At 39.8% G+C, this 15,376-nt stretch carries 13 protein-coding genes; 7 read left to right on the forward strand and 6 right to left on the reverse strand.

Going from position 1 to position 15,376, the window contains the following annotated elements; genetic code table 11:
• Positions 1 to 33: 33 nt before the first annotated feature.
• A complete protein-coding gene (locus tag CXF76_RS19390) occupies positions 34 to 513 on the reverse strand; it encodes a PD-(D/E)XK nuclease superfamily protein (protein ID WP_101164404.1) in 480 nt (159 codons plus the stop codon).
• Between the two features lie 1,103 nt (positions 514 to 1,616).
• Here CXF76_RS19390 and CXF76_RS19395 point away from each other — a divergent pair.
• The 5 genes from CXF76_RS19395 (at position 1,617) to CXF76_RS19415 (ending at position 6,718) form a co-directional block, all read left to right on the forward strand.
• The gene (locus tag CXF76_RS19395) at positions 1,617 to 2,102 is read left to right on the forward strand and encodes a hypothetical protein (protein ID WP_101164405.1); all 486 of its coding nucleotides are present in this window, start codon (positions 1,617 to 1,619) and stop codon (positions 2,100 to 2,102) included.
• A gap of 2 nt (positions 2,103 to 2,104) precedes the next feature.
• Positions 2,105 to 3,238, forward strand: a complete 1,134-nt coding sequence (locus CXF76_RS19400) for a DUF1570 domain-containing protein (protein WP_101164406.1) — start codon at positions 2,105 to 2,107, stop codon at positions 3,236 to 3,238.
• Positions 3,239 to 3,510: 272 nt separating this feature from the next.
• Positions 3,511 to 3,837: a helix-turn-helix domain-containing protein gene (locus tag CXF76_RS19405; protein WP_101164407.1), complete on the forward strand. Its 327-nt coding sequence runs from the start codon at positions 3,511 to 3,513 to the stop codon at positions 3,835 to 3,837.
• Positions 3,821 to 5,209, forward strand: a complete 1,389-nt coding sequence (locus tag CXF76_RS19410) for a HipA domain-containing protein (RefSeq protein ID WP_101164408.1) — start codon at positions 3,821 to 3,823, stop codon at positions 5,207 to 5,209. The genes CXF76_RS19405 and CXF76_RS19410 overlap by 17 nt, the downstream gene beginning before the upstream one ends.
• 414 nt (positions 5,210 to 5,623) lie before the next feature.
• A complete protein-coding gene (locus CXF76_RS19415; RefSeq protein WP_101164409.1) occupies positions 5,624 to 6,718 on the forward strand; it encodes a Fic family protein in 1,095 nt (364 codons plus the stop codon).
• Between the two features lie 173 nt (positions 6,719 to 6,891).
• On the opposite strand, the gene hepT is transcribed toward CXF76_RS19415, so the two are convergent.
• The 4 genes from hepT to CXF76_RS19435 all read right to left on the reverse strand — a co-directional run bounded on the left by hepT (position 6,892) and on the right by CXF76_RS19435 (position 10,965).
• Positions 6,892 to 7,317, reverse strand: coding sequence for a type VII toxin-antitoxin system HepT family RNase toxin (gene hepT, locus CXF76_RS19420; RefSeq protein ID WP_002962076.1), 426 nt, complete (start codon positions 7,315 to 7,317; stop codon positions 6,892 to 6,894).
• The gene (gene mntA, locus CXF76_RS19425) at positions 7,310 to 7,699 is read right to left on the reverse strand and encodes a type VII toxin-antitoxin system MntA family adenylyltransferase antitoxin (RefSeq protein ID WP_002962075.1); all 390 of its coding nucleotides are present in this window, start codon (positions 7,697 to 7,699) and stop codon (positions 7,310 to 7,312) included. The genes hepT and mntA overlap by 8 nt, the downstream gene beginning before the upstream one ends.
• Positions 7,700 to 8,062: 363 nt before the next feature.
• Complete coding sequence (locus tag CXF76_RS19430) at positions 8,063 to 9,562, reverse strand: T6SS phospholipase effector Tle1-like catalytic domain-containing protein (protein ID WP_101164410.1); 1,500 nt, start codon at positions 9,560 to 9,562, stop codon at positions 8,063 to 8,065.
• 98 nt (positions 9,563 to 9,660) lie between these two features.
• Positions 9,661 to 10,965: an NAD(P)/FAD-dependent oxidoreductase gene (locus CXF76_RS19435; RefSeq protein ID WP_007583476.1), complete on the reverse strand. Its 1,305-nt coding sequence runs from the start codon at positions 10,963 to 10,965 to the stop codon at positions 9,661 to 9,663.
• Positions 10,966 to 11,212: 247 nt separating this feature from the next.
• On the opposite strand from CXF76_RS19435, the gene CXF76_RS19440 reads away from it, so the two are divergent.
• Complete coding sequence (locus tag CXF76_RS19440) at positions 11,213 to 13,141, forward strand: RecQ family ATP-dependent DNA helicase (RefSeq protein WP_101164411.1); 1,929 nt, start codon at positions 11,213 to 11,215, stop codon at positions 13,139 to 13,141.
• A gap of 45 nt (positions 13,142 to 13,186) precedes the next feature.
• The gene (locus tag CXF76_RS19445; RefSeq protein ID WP_032827102.1) at positions 13,187 to 13,495 is read left to right on the forward strand and encodes a YkgJ family cysteine cluster protein; all 309 of its coding nucleotides are present in this window, start codon (positions 13,187 to 13,189) and stop codon (positions 13,493 to 13,495) included.
• Positions 13,496 to 13,566: 71 nt separating this feature from the next.
• Here the strand turns inward: CXF76_RS19445 and CXF76_RS19450 are convergent, their stop codons facing one another.
• Complete coding sequence (locus CXF76_RS19450; RefSeq protein ID WP_101164412.1) at positions 13,567 to 15,186, reverse strand: methyl-accepting chemotaxis protein; 1,620 nt, start codon at positions 15,184 to 15,186, stop codon at positions 13,567 to 13,569.
• Positions 15,187 to 15,376 lie beyond the last annotated feature (190 nt).

Consider the following 15,376-nt stretch of genomic DNA (forward strand, 5'->3'; position numbering starts at 1 on the left):
TTATCTATTTGCTCTATGATTTAAGCTTATTAGTTAGCGATCAGTTAAATAGGTAAGAAATTCATTCTTAGAAGCAAATACTTTAAATACTTTCGTAGTATTGTTTCGAGTTTGTTCTAACAGCCAAGAAAATGCTTCCTTTTTATATCCTTTACCGTCAAAAACTATGATCACGGTATTTTCTGGTGCATGAGTTAATGATTCATAAAAAAATGGAAACTTCTGATCTACTGAGCCACTTTGAACTTGGCGGTGAGCTTCAACTCTTAGTAACCCCTTAGTCTTGTGATTAATTAAAAATGTACTATGACGAGTGCCACCGTACATATCTCTATAGACAGAGCGTCTTAAGTACTTTTGTGGATTAGGTGACGTACTATTACATTCCATATAACCAATAGAAGTTAGTTCTTCTTCAAGTTCCGTACAGAATTTCCTATTTGATTCCTGAGGAGAGCCAATTTGCTCATTTTTATCGAGTAGTTCATCAAACAGTGGTAATTGATCATCCATGCATCTTATTCCTTTAGATTGAATGAATAACATACTAAAAAAGAGGTACGAATAAAAGTGGAACTTGTTCAAAATAACTAATCCGGCATCTATCTATAATTAGGATATAAAATTTAGTTGCAGACATAATCTAAAAATCTTAGTAACCAAAGCGAATTTAAAGGCATTAGCCAAGGCTTCCCCCCGTGATCACATCCAAAATTTAATTAATGATGGGTAATTAACAGCATGGATGCTGTTAAAAGCGTAGCTTGGCCAAGGATGGCCTATCTAGGCTGGTTACGTTCATATCATTAATTTAAATTGAGGAAATAATGTGATCCTCGGGGCGCAGTGGGTGACGAATGACCAAAGCGTAGCTTTGCAGCTTGAGGAAGTGGAAGCATGGATGCTGACAGGGACACGGCTTCAGGGATGAATTATTAGCAGCAGAGCTTATTTGAAGAAGATCGCCCTTTGGTTGCCATCGCAAATGCGATATTAAGTAAATTCAATTTAAAAGCTTCGCTTTTCGCGCAAGCAAGCTTTGCGCCTACAGCAAATTTTAAGGCAGCTGCTAAGATAACTCCCCCTTCAACTTCACCTTAGAACACATAATTAATGAGTAATTACCTCGCATGGATTCGAGGAAAGCGATGCCTGCACATGGATGTGCGTTCATCACGTTTACGTTCATATTAATTATTTGTTTAAGGATAAGTGAAATCGAGGGGCGCCGTGTGATTCCAAAGAGAGACCGGCGCTTGTCTTTCTTTGGTTGCCATCGCCAACGCGATATTTGTAAATTATTTTAAAAGCTTCGCTTTTCGCGCGAGCAAGCTTCGCGCCTACAGGTGTTTAGGTGAGCTTTGCTTGTTGATTGGGGGAATGAGCTAGTTACTAAAGAGAAAGCGCGATGTAAAATCGCACCTACGCTTTTGTTGAGTGCGGTGGTTTAATTATTGTAGGTGAGGTTTTATACCTCGCGGGTGCTTTATAAAAACCAGACACAAGGTGCACTCCCACCCACAGCTTTAATTTTTGCTTTTTGGATTAGTAATATTGATGTGTTTTTTCACATTTATAGGTACACTATTTTAAAGCTTTAATTCAGGGAATGAATAATGATTAAATGGATTTTACTGGTATTTATTAGCGTATTTACAACTTTTCCTCAAGCTGGTGAGGCTTACACACAAGCCCAATGCGATAGCATTAAAAAGCAGCGCGAAGCTATTCGGTCTCAATTTAGAACTGGCTACAGTAATAAAGAAGGTGAGCGTTTAACTGCACGCGATAAAACGCTATTTACCTTACTTGCTAATCACTGCAGTAAGCCTAAAAAGAGTGGTAGCGCTTATCAGGCTACTTCTTCTACCCCAACTCGTACGCCTAATAGCAATTGGTTACTCAATCAAAAAGTATCAAACATGTCTTTGCACAGCGATAGCTATAAAGATGCCGCTAAGCTTGACGCTTGGTCAAAATTTTATAAATTGCCTAAACGTTGCCGTAAAAAAGGGATGGAGTCGGCCGACTTTATATGGTGTAGCGAGTATCGGGGTAAGCAAAAAGAGTTGTTTGAAGCACAGTGGCAAGGGCGCCAATAAAGATGTTTAAAACAAAATTGCGCGTGGTGTTTGTATTTTTTGTGCTGCTAATTGCATCGGCGCTCATTGCTAATCATTTTACTGGGCGGGTATTTAATTATCATGATCCTATAGGCGAGGTTAAACGAATTTATAATAGTTTGTCGTCGCAGTTAGCTACTGAACCGTTAGCAACTAAACAGCTCAAAAATGTAAGCTCGGCAACTTTACAAAATGTATCAGTATCTGCCGATAATCATTTATCGCAAGCTAACAATACACGCTGCGTGGATGTGTCGTTGGGGAAGGTTAAATATAAACGAAGTGGCGATATATTTACGTGGACAGACAGTGACGGCGTGCCGCATTTTAGTGACAAAAAACCGGATTTTGCGGTAGCAACTTACGATACTGGTTTTATTGAACCGTTAGATTACTTTGATCTCACTTTAAATACGCCTAATTTACCTTCGTCATTTAACCAAGAGTTACGCATAAAACTCAATACTGTATTTAAAGTATACGGGCAGATTATTGGCGTACATGCACTTAAAAAGGTAAAGCTTAATTTAACGGTATTGCCTACGCGCGGTACTTATGAGGCCGCAATTAAGCAACGCGGTGGTGACCCTAAAAACACTGCGGGTATGTATTTTCACGCGAGTAATTCTGCTTTTATTCATTATGATAATGCACACAGTGCAATGCGAACTGCGGTACATGAAGCAGTGCACGCCATTAATAAAGCGGTCTTAGGCTACACCCCGAGATGGTTAAATGAGGGATTTGCAGAATACTTTGAGCTTACCAAAAGTAATATGCAAACAGCTATTGTTGAGTCGAATAGTTCATGGACGAAAAATAACAATATTACTAAAAGTGTATTTTCGATTGATTCATTAGTGGGTTTGGATGACTCGTGGAAAAAAGGTGATACCAGTAAGCTGTACGCAAGCAGTTGGGCTGCAATTTACTTTTTAATGGATACTCAAGCAGGGCGATCGTTACTTAAGAATATAATGCTTGCTGAGCAAGAATTTCTCTGTAATAAGCTATCTGAAAAGCAATTAAAAACGATGATGTATAAGCAATTTCCTAATCTTAATCGTGAATATTCTCAGAGGTTAAAAAAGCCTTTAAAAGCGCATATATTTTAAATAAGGTAAAAATTTAAAAGCTTCGCTTTTCGCGCGAGCAAGCTTCGCGCCTACAGGTGTTTAGCTTGGCTATTAAGCTCAAAATGTCATTAACTTTCCATAAGTGATTTATGTTTTACTTGTGGGGTTGTGTTTTATTTTACTGCCTATAAGTAAAGTAGGATTTACTTATAGGTAGTAAATATACATTCAAACTTAAAAGTAAGTTATGTTTGACTTTTGGGTGGGCTACCCTAAAATAAATTGTATAAGTAAACTATAGTTGACCTTTAATGAGTGAATTACCAGCAAAAAAAACACTTGGAAGAGTTGTTAAGCGCACTGAAATGCCTGATCTATCAAAGCCGTTTTCGCCGGTGCGACTCGCTAAAGCGATTACTTCAAAGCGAACAGGCATGAAGCTTACATTGGTTGATGTATCGCAAGCACTTAATATTTCAAAGCCTACGCTGATAAAAATAGAAAAAGGTGATGTGAATGTGCAGTTTTTTAATGTACTCAAAGTGATGGAATACTTGGGGTTGTCGTTTAGCCTTGTCAGTGATGACGAGTCGCACCACAATAACAACGATGAGGTGAGCGATGAGCAGTGGTATTAAAAAAAATAGCTTAGATGTATTTATTGGGCATACGCAGAAGATAGGTGCGATAGCCCTTGATATAGGCTCTGAAAATGAAATTACATTTACCTATGAGCCTGAGTGGATTAATAAGGGTTTTGCTATTTCACCACACTTACCGCTCGATGGTGATTTTGACTCACGTGATGTGCGTAATTATTTACAAAACTTATTACCCGAGGGCAAAGGTCTTGATGAAATTATAAGTAGTACTACTATCTCTAAAAATAATACGTTTGGTTTGATTAAAGTAATTGGCGAGGAAACGTCAGGCGCTTTGTCGTTTAGAGCAAGTAACAGTGCTTTAAAGCAAACATCTTTTCGTGAAGTGACTAATGATGAGCTAAGCCAAAAACTTAAACGCTTTGTACAAGTTGGAGAGCCAATTACTCATTGGGATGGCCGAACTCGGCTCTCTGTTGCTGGCGTTCAAGACAAACTAAACCTACTCGAAATTGATAGTAAATTAGGATTTGGTGAAGGGGAGCTATGTTCTAATAAAATTTTTAAATTTGAAACAGGTACCGCTCCTTTCATTGCAGTAAATGAACTTTTTACCATGCTTTTGGCAAAAGAGTCGGGGCTCAATGTTCCCCATGTTGAGTTGCGCACTTATGCAGATGTAAGAGTATTTGTAATAGATCGCTTTGATAGGCGCGTTACACAAGATCAAAACCGTGTATTACGTCGTCATATTATTGATGGTTGCCAAGCCACTAATTTACCTCCTTCTTATAAATATGAGCGTCAGCATGGTGATGATGGGGATGGTATTTATATTCGAGATGGCGTTTCTTTTGCAAAACTATTTAATGTTAAAACAACGAATGTACAAGCGTATGAGGCTCAGCTTATTCGTTGGATGGCATTTAATATTTTAGTACGTAATTACGATGCTCATGGCAAAAACATTAGTTTTTTTGTTGGTAAAAATGGTTTAGAGCTTACGCCGTTTTACGACTTGGTAAATATAGAGGCTATTATTGAGCAGGGAAGCATTGACCGTGATATGGGCTATTTACAGCCCAAAATATCAAGGTGTTATGCTATGTCAGTGGGTGAGCATAATTCGCAAAGTGCAGGCAATTTTACTAATGAGATTACAGCTTACATGTTAGCTGATTTTGCTGATGAATTTGCTATTTCACTACCACGGATGCAACTACTTATGAGTCAAACTGTTGACTCTGTATTAGCTGCAATTGATACGGCTAAAGTTTCTGCTGTTAAAAATAACTTATCTACTGCTGAATTAGCACACATTGATTTGTGCATAAAAATAATTAATAAAGCTGCAAATAAGCTGAGTGAGCAAATAATACAACTACCAAATATGGATGCATTTATTTAAATTTCAGAAAATAAATACACGTATTTTGAGTAAGTAATTCATATTTTGGTTGTCAGCATCAACGCGATATTTACAAATTAAAATTAAAAGCGCGAGATAAATTCCGGCTTACAATTTAAAAGCTACGCTTTTCGCGCGACCAAGCTGTGCGCCTACAGGTGTTTAGCTTGGCCTTATTTAAAAGCCAAAGCGCGATATAAAATCGCACCTACGATTTTGATGAGAGCGGTGTTTAAATTATTGTAGGTGAGGTTTTATACCTCGCTTAAAAATACATTTTTTACCACAGGAAAATGAATTACTGTTCTATGTAGCGCTTAAAAGTAATGAGGCAATTAACTCTTCTATTCGCTTCATTGCATGAGGCAAATAAATAACATAGACTGAAGCTAATTACCTTTAGGACTAAAGACTATGTGGATATGGCAACAGCAAAACTGGCCAAACTTTACGTGGGATGCTGCAGCGCTTGCTCCTTTACTAAGGGATCTTTCATATAATCAAGGTTTATTAGTGGGGCGTATGGGCGTGCAAAGTGCTCAACAAAAGCAGCAAGCCCTTGATACCTTACTTGCAAATATTATTCACTCCAGTGCGATTGAGGGTGAAAAGCTTAATGCATTTTCGGTTCGCTCTTCTCTTGCTAAAAAGCTCAATATTAATGAGCAACCTTACCCAACAACAGTGCAAAGCGATAATCTTGCAGAGATTATGCTTGATGCAATAAATAACACAGACTCACCGCTTAATTTAGAGCGAGTACTTAATTGGCATCGCTTATTGTTTGCAGGTGAGCAAAGCTTATTTACTAAAATTGAGGGCGGGCAATTGCGTGGTGACGAGCCAATGCAAGTGGTATCGGGGCGCTTAGATAAACCGGTATTACATTTTACGGCGCCTCCTAAAGAGTTAGTAAATAAAGAGCTTTCGCTATTTTTTAATTGGTTTAACAAAACGCAAAACGAACCTCAAATAGATCCTTTTATTCGGGCAGCTATCGCACACTTATGGTTTGTAACAATACATCCACTTGAGGATGGTAATGGGCGTATTACACGCCTTATAACCGACCTGGCATTAGCGCAAGAACATGCTGAGTCAATTCGGTTTTACGCTATGTCGGTGGCTATTTTAGAAGACAGAAAAAGCTACTACGAGGTGCTTGAAGCCACTCAACGTGGAGAGCTTTGTATTACAAAGTGGATTAAGTGGTTTTTACGTACGCTTAATAATGCGATACACCATACGCTTAATAATATTGAGCAAACAATTTTTAAAACCAATTACTGGGCAAGTAAAGATCAAACAAAGCTAGGTGAGCAGCAAGTAAAAGTGCTTAATAAGTTACTTGATGGCCAATTTGAACAGGGTATTAGTGCGAGTCAGTATCAAAAGGTAGCTAAGGTTAGCCGTGCAACCGCAACACGCCATTTATCGGACTTGCAAACGCTTGGATTTTTAACAAAAACCGCCGCAGGTGGGCGTAGTACACGTTACAAAATTGCCTAATGAGGCAATTACACATATTATTCGCCTCATTTTGTGAGGTGAATAGGTATATGAATTGTTGTAGGTGAGGTTTTATAGCTCGCGGGTGTTTTTATAAGAGCAAAGCGCGATGTAAAATCGCACCTACGGTTTTGTTCAGTGCAGTGGTTTAATTATTGTAGGTGAGGTTTTATCTATGAATCTTTGTTTAGCTCTGTAATCGCTTTAATACTAAATGCGTGCATAGTTGTGTAGTGTTGCTTTTTAATGATTGTTTTAACGATACTTTGGTCAATATTTAAGTAATCGTGAACAAGAGCATTTCGTAAGCCTATAATTTTACGCCATGACAGTAGTTCTGCCTCGCTCAAAAAGCCCAAATTAGTAAGTTCGCTAAATGTTTGATAGGCGTTGCTACTGGTACTACTTTTGTGCTGCTTTAGCCAATGCTTTGATAAACCAATACACACCTCGGTCATTAACTGTAGTAATCGCTCTGCAGCTCGGTAGTCTCTACTATTAAGTGAATCGATTTGACTGAGTTCGTCGAGTTCTTGCATATATTCGTCAATATGGCGTGTTACTTCACTTAAATAAAGTGTAATTCCGGTATCAGTCATGTTTACTCGCTATGGTTTCAAATTCGAACTGGCTATATATACGCTGCTGCTCTTTCATCGCTCTAACACTATTATTGCTTATAATTATTTTTCCATATTCAATAACGTTGAAAGCTAAATAACTTGGAATAATATTTATATCAACAATCGAAATAAGTTGTTCGTTAAGATTAAGTGCATTACTTATTTCAAGCTCAAGCTCTTTTGGCCTAAGGCGCTTATCGAACGATTCCAGATCAAAGTTTTTAAATGCTATGGCTAAGTCAATGTCACTATGAGGCTGAGCTGTCCCTTTTGCATGGGAGCCATATAGCCAAACTACATCAATGTCGGTGTTTTGATGTAAATACTCAATTATTTTTTGTATAACTTCATTTGCCACGAAAAAGTAACCATTGATGAAAACAGTAATAATAACCTATCAGTTTTATAGTGAACATTAAAACTGATATTTGTTTTATTTAATTTAAAAGCTTCGCTTTTCGCGCGAGCAAGCTGTGCGCCTACAGGTGTTTAGGCGGGCTTTGTAGTGTTGATTGTGGTGTTTGAATTATTGTAGGTGAGGTTTTATACCTCGCATGGTGTTTTTTATAATGCCAAAGCGCGATGTAAAATCGCACCTACGGGTTTGTTCAGTGCAGTGGTTTAATTGTTGTAGGTGAGGTTTTATACCTCGCATGGTGTTTTTATAAAGCCAAAGCGCGATGTAAATTCCAGCCTACCATTTGAAAGCTTCGGTTTCCTCTTATTCCAACCGCGTTACTTTCACTTTTATTTTACCGGCATTAGCGCCGTAAAAGCGGCTTAAGTCGTTTGCAAATGGGCAAAACTCGCCAGATTTATCCATTTTAATGTCGGCGCCGTTGGCTATTTCAAAAAGGTGGTCGTCGTTTTTATTTATAGCACCAATAAGTGAAAACCATTGTGCGCGAGGAAATCGTCTAAATGGTTCAAGCACAGCCATGGGGATTTCTTTTACGCCAAGTTGTACGTTATCGCGGTTCCAGCCTAATGGCGTGCACTTTATGCCATCGTCAAACCAATATTGATTTGGGTATGGGGTAAAGCGGTACGTAGCGCCTTGCTCTAGCATAAGGCCGGTTGCGTTGTATTGCTCAGAGGCAAATACCATTACATCTTGGCTTTGGTTAATGCTCAGCACATTCATGTTTTGATTAGCCAGTTCTATATGTTGGCTTAAACCAATAAAGCTAAGTGTAGTGTTGTCGTTATAGCTAATTTTGTAATGCAGTTTTTTTAGCGATTCTGGGCGGTAACTGGTTAGCTTATTAATGCGTTCGGCTACGCTGTAGTGCACTAAAGGCTCAAGGTTGCTGGCTTCGTCATCAATTAATACATAGCACTCTCTATCTACTAATTTAAAAAACGGGTTAAACCAAAAGTAATTTTGTTGATGACTTAATGCGAGCGGATCGGGCGTTACTGTTACGTCATCTTGTGCTACTAAGTTGCTATCGGGGAGTAGGGTTTCGTAATCTATGTCGTGGCTAGTGAGTAACGATATATTAAGCGGTTGTTCTATTAACCACTCAAGTGCATAGCGCAAGCTAATATCGGCTAGGCCATCGCGGTAGTAACCACCGCCAATGTCTGAATGCGCACCTGCAAACCATAGCTCGGTAATATTGTTTTGATGGTTCATGAGTGTGGGTTCAAAGGCGCGGCGTTTTTCGTCAAGGGCTACGCAGTGCAGCGCGTGAGTAATGTTGTTGGCAATGGTGTGGTTTTCAAAAATAACATGCTCTGCGCCACGTGTGGCTTTACTTACTTTTGATAAGCCAATAGAGGCGACGGTATCAAACACACATACATACACGTTGTTGCTTATTAAGGGTTCTAAACATTTAGCAAAACGTCTGGCAAGCGCAGCGCCTCGGCTAAAGCCTGTTAGCAGTATGGTATCGCCTATTAGGAAGTGAGCTTTAAAGTCGCTTAACGCTTGATTTAAAATACTGGCTACGTCGTCACCACGAGGTGCAAGGGTTTGGTTTAAAATGCGTTTAAGGCGGCTGCCTTTAGTGCCAATACCTTGATAATAAAAACTGAGTTGGTTTGAAAATGGAGTAACGGGGGAGTCTTCTAATTTACCGCCAAGCAGCAAATGCAGTTTTAGAATATTTGTAATATTAGAGTCTTCTTTAAAATGATCTGAGCTAAATTGTTCTGCGTCACGGGGCTCGTTTCCTGTGCCGTCAAAGTTAAAAATTAGCGTTTTACCCGTCATAACCCAATTCCCTTAGTTGTTTTAAATACTCTACACAGACAATGTTAAAAATTAAAGACAGTGATAACGCTCACTGTCTTTAATTTAGTATATATAGATTAGTGCAACTTCATTTTAGGACGCACTACACGCAACACTTTTTCGCTTATCCATAATGCAAAGGTTTTTGCGCTGCCATGTATGGCGCGTTGGTGCATACGGTATAAAGATATATACATAAAGCGGGCAATTTTACCTTCAATAAAAAAGGTATTGCTGGTGAGGTTACCCATTAAGTTACCCACAGTACTGTAGCTTGATAAATTAACAAGCGAGCCATGGTCGCTGTATTTAAAGCCGCGTAGTGGTTGCTGCTTTAATGTTGCGATTAGATTTTTTTCGACGCATAACGCCATTTGATGCGCCGATTGTGCACGAGGTGGTACTTGCTTGCCGTCGGCTTGGGTAAATGCGCAGCAATCGCCTAATACAAAAATGCTTTCGTCAACGGTGCTTTGTAAAAACTCATTTACTTGAATTTGATTGCTACGAGTAAGCTCAAAAACACCTAAGTCTTTAATAAAATCAGGTGCTTTTACGCCTGCCGCCCACACCATAATATCGGCATCAATGTGTTCTTCATCTTTGGTGATAAAGCCTTGTGCGGTACCTTCTTTTACTTGCGTTTGCTCGCGCACGTTTACGCCAAGCTTTAATAGCTCGCGTTTGGCACTTACGGCAATACGCTCTGGTAATGCAGGTAAAATACGCGGGCCAGCTTCAATTAAATGAATATGCAAACGCTTAGACGACATATTTGTTAAGCCATAAAGCTTTAATAGCTCAGACACATGGTAAAGCTCAGCTGAGAGTTCAACACCCGTAGCACCGCCGCCTACAATGGCAATATTAAGTGATTGTTGTTGGTTGTCGTCTTGGTGAAGGCGCGTAAAGCTATCTAGTAATGAATGCTGAAAGCGCTCTGCTTGTTGGCTTGAATCTAAAAAGTAGCAATGCTCTTTTATGCCTGGGGTATTAAAGTCGTTACTTACGCTGCCAATGGCAATAACAAGGTGATCGTAACGAACTGTACGACCAGGTAAAATAGTGTGGCCTAACTCGTCGTTTAATGGGGAGAGGGTAATTGTTTTATTGCTTTGGTCTATATTGCAAAAGGTACCAAGTTGAAAACGATAATGATGTTTTGCGGCATGGGCTGAATACACAACGCCATCTAAATCAGGGTCAATAGAGCCTGTCGCTACTTCGTGCAGTAACGGCTTCCATATGTGGGTACGGTTTTTGTCTATTAACAGTATATCTGCTTGTTTTTTTTTCCCTAGCTTATGCCCCAGTTGGGTTGCAAGTTCTAATCCGCCAGCACCACCGCCAATAACGACGATTTTAGGTATTGTAATACTCATAACGTTGCCCTTAAAAATAATATACCCAAGTGATCTGTATTTTTTATTAGTTTTTTAAGGTGACTTGGGTATCAATAAATTATTTTGGCAACAAGTAGTTACTACTCATTTAATGGGTGCCTAGTTTGCGCCTAAATAAAGGATATGTCAGCAAAAAATGATGATCAAAGGTATATAAGTTATACTCACTTTCTTATCGCCTAGCTGTGCAGTTAAATCGCTGTTTAAAAACATCAAAAGGACATTTATGACCACGCCACTAATTCAATCACTTGAGCAGCACTTTGGTTTTAGCCAATTTAGAACAGGGCAACAACAAACTATAGAGCAGCTTTTAAATGGTCAATCGTCGTTGGCTATATTTCCGACTGGCTCGGGTAAATCGTTGTGCTATCAATTAACTGCGTTGCATTTACCAAATTTAACCTTAGTGGTTTCGCCTTTACTTGCGTTGATGAAAGATCAAATTAGCTTTTTAAATAGCAAAGGTATTTATGCTGCCAGCCTTGATTCGAGCCAAGATCAAATGCAAAGCGGCACCGTAATGAATGATGTGCGAAATGGTAAAATTAAAGTATTAATGGTGTCGGTTGAGCGCTTTAAAAACGAGCGTTTTAGAGAGTTTATAAGCCAAGTGGCACTTTCGATGTTAGTGGTAGACGAAGCGCACTGTATATCAGAATGGGGTCATAACTTTAGACCCGACTACCTTAAACTACCGCGTTACCGCGAAGAGCTTAATATTCCTTTAGTGTTGTTACTTACTGCAACGGCGACTAAAAAAGTAAAACGCGATATGGCAGAGCGATTTGCTATTGCGCCTGAGTGCATTGTGCAAACGGGCTTTTATCGCGCCAATTTAGATTTAAGCGTGCTGAGCGTTAAAACCGCCGATAAAAACACCGAGCTTACCAACATTGTACGCGCGCAAAATGGCCCTGGTATTGTGTATGTAACGCTACAGCAAAGCGCTGAGCAAGTTGCTAATGTGCTAAGTGCGCAAGGTGTGCATGCCGTTGCTTACCATGCAGGGCTTGAAGATACGCTACGCTGGCAAATTCAAGATGACTTTATGGGCGGTAAAATTAACGTCGTAGTGGCAACCATAGCCTTTGGTATGGGCGTTGATAAATCGGATATTCGCTTTGTTATACATTACGATTTACCAAAATCGATAGAAAACTACAGCCAAGAAATTGGCCGAGCAGGACGCGATGGCGATCCATCAAACTGTTACACGCTTGCTAACCTAGACGGCCTAAATACGGTAGAAAACTTTGTATATGGCGACACGCCAGAGCTTAGCGGTATTGAATATGTAATTAACGATATTCGCCAAAGCCACCAGCAATGGGAAATGCAAGAATATAGCCTTTCAAGCGAAAGTAATATTAGGCAACTGGCACTTAAAACCTTACTTGTACAGCTTGAAATGCAAGGCGCTATAACGCCGCAATATGCTTACTACGCCGATTTTAAATATAAATTTTTGGTTGATAAAAACGAGCTACTTGGTCATTTTGATGAGCAACGCCAAGCATTTTTAACACAAATATTTAGCCATACCGATTTTAAAAAAATATGGGGCACGCTAAATTTTGACTCCCTTACGCAAGCCGCGCAGGTTGATCGAAAACGCGTAGTGGCAGCCCTTGATTACCTAGCCGAAAAAAACCTAATAACGCTCGAAACCAAACGTATTACCCAAGTATACAAAGTGCATGGAGAGGTTATAAATAACCCTGAACTTGCCCAGCAACTTCATGACTACTTTACCGATAAAGAACAAGCCGAAATTAAACGTATTGCTGCACTGGTACGCTTTTTTGAGCTACAAAGTTGCTTAAGCTATAACTTAGCGCGCTATTTTGACGATCAAAATGCACCTGAGCAATGTGGGCATTGTAGTGTGTGTAGAGGGCATGCGGTTAAGCTTGAGTACTCTATAGAGCCTGCATATATTGACGAGCAACTTATTTATCAAAAGGTAGATGAGTTTTTAGCGCATATGGCAGGCAAGGGTAATCATAATGTGGGTATTGAAACTCAATGCCGCTTTTTAGCGGGGATGAGTGTGCCGTTATTTGCGCGTAATAAAGTACGCCAGCTGAGTGGTTTTGCGCTGTGCGAGCAAATGCGTTACAGCGATATTAAAGCAAAACTACTAGCGCGTTAAATTAGTTACTGTATCCTAGTGGCTTATTCAAAAAAGTAAGCCACTATGCCTCATATTGTTATTCCCGTTGAAAATATTGCTACTACCCCAGAGCCCGTTACGTGTGCTAACTGCCAAGCCTGTTGTTGCCAATTAGAAGTGCGCATAGTAACCGACACCGGCGTGCCTTTTAACTATATAGAATACGATAAATGGGGCAGCGAAGTAATGAAACGCGCTGACGACGGTTGGTGCCAAGCACTCGACCGCAATACACTTATGTGCTCCATTTACGAAAACCGCCCATTAGTATGTCGCGAGTTTGAAATGGCGTCGGGTGAGTGTATTACCGAGCGTGATTTAGCGGGTATATAGTCCGCTATTATTAAAGTACATAAACGACAAAGGGGCTTAAAAGCCCCTTTGTTTATTGCTTACTATAAAAATTAAACTTTAAAGTAGCTAATATACTTTTTAAGTGTGTTTGAAAGGTCAGCTAATGCAACAGCTTCTTGTGCGTTACTGTTAAGCGACATGCTGGTTTCTTTGGACATACTGGCAATTTCTTCTACGCCAGTACTAATTTGCGCCACGGTGGCTACTTGGTTTGATGTTGATTCAACAATTTCAAGCACGTTACTTAATGAGTCGTTAGCTTGTTGCTGTATTTGATGCAGTAACTCGTTTGCTTCGTGAGTAAGCGTTAGGCCATTTTCTACTTGTGGTACTGTGGTTTCCATAGCTGTTACCGACGCTTGCGTGTTTTCTTGCACTTGCAAAATCATTTTTTCAATATCGCCAGTTGCATCACCAGTACGCTGGGCAAGTTGCCTTACCTCGTCAGCAACAACAGCAAAACCTCGGCCTGTTTCGCCTGCTCTTGCAGCTTCTATTGCCGCATTTAGTGCAAGCAAGTTTGTTTGATCAGAAATACTGCGGATCACACTTAAAATATCGCCAATGTGTTTTACATGTTCTTGCAGCACGTTTACTTGGGTAACGGTGGCTTTTACGGTTACTGAGATTTGCTCAATTTCGGCGGCAACTTTTTGCACTGCAATACTACCTTGCTGTGACAACTGCGCGGTTATTTTTGAGTTATCTTCTGTTTGTTTAACAGAGCCTGCAACAGCATTAATACTGCGGCTCATTTCTTCTAAGCTGCTTACTGCCGAGTTTGTATAGGTTACTTGTGCGTCAGCGGCACTAAGTGCTTGCTGTGAGCCAGATGCTACGCTTGCAGAGTGAGTAGAAAGCTCTTCAGATGAGTTAATAATGCTATCTACAATGGTTTTTAATTTAGATTGCATCACCCCTACAGAAGCCATCATGCTATTTGGGCAACACGACTGTACATCACCTCTTAAGTCGCCTTGCGCAATAAGGGCAATTACTTCGGCGGCTTCTTGTGGTTCGCCACCTACTGAATTTCTGATCAGTTGGCTAATAACATACGCAACGCTTATGCCTATTAAAAAGGCAAGTGCGGTGAGCGAAATCATCCAAATTTTAAACGAGCTGGCAATATCGAGAGTATCAATAGTGGTGGTTTGATTTGCTTGCTCTTGCAGGTTTATAAATTGGTTTATAACATTTAGCCACTGGGTAAACGCAGGGCGTGCATCGGTTAATAAAATGCGCTCAGCTTCGTTTAGGTTTCCTGCATTTTTAGCGTTTATTACACCTTGAATAAAAGGCTGAGTGCGCTGCTCTATTTGATTTATTTTATTAATTAGAGCGCGCTCTTCATTATTCATATTACCCATTAGCTCGGCCATAGACCTGCTTGACGTTTGGTAAAATGCGTTTAGCTCTTTTATGCTCTTTAACACGGAGCTTAAACTGCTTTGATCGGTAATTAGCACTACATCGCGCACGGCTATTGCTCTGTCGTGTACGCTGCCTCTAAAGTTAATTGCGTAACGTTGCTTTACCGAATTTACGTCGGTCATGTGGGTAATGTTATTATTAATGAGGCTAACGCGCGAAATGCCAATAATGGTTAAAATAAGCATCATTGATAAAATTACGCCAAAGCCGGTCGTTAAACGCATGTTTATGGTCATGGTTGATCCCAAGTGTGAGTCAATACGCGCAAGAGCAGCTTGTATTATTAGTGATTATTCTAAAACAATAGCAGCATTATGCCTTATTAATTAAAGTTTTATTAGCAATAAGGGATTGTTTGTTAATTTAGTTTACAAGCGTAACTTTAATGAGGAGTGTTTTTCAGGCATTAAAAAAGGGGCTAAATGC

It is taken from the genome of Pseudoalteromonas sp. 78C3, assembly GCF_002836695.1.
Lineage (GTDB): Bacteria > Pseudomonadota > Gammaproteobacteria > Enterobacterales > Alteromonadaceae > Pseudoalteromonas > Pseudoalteromonas arctica.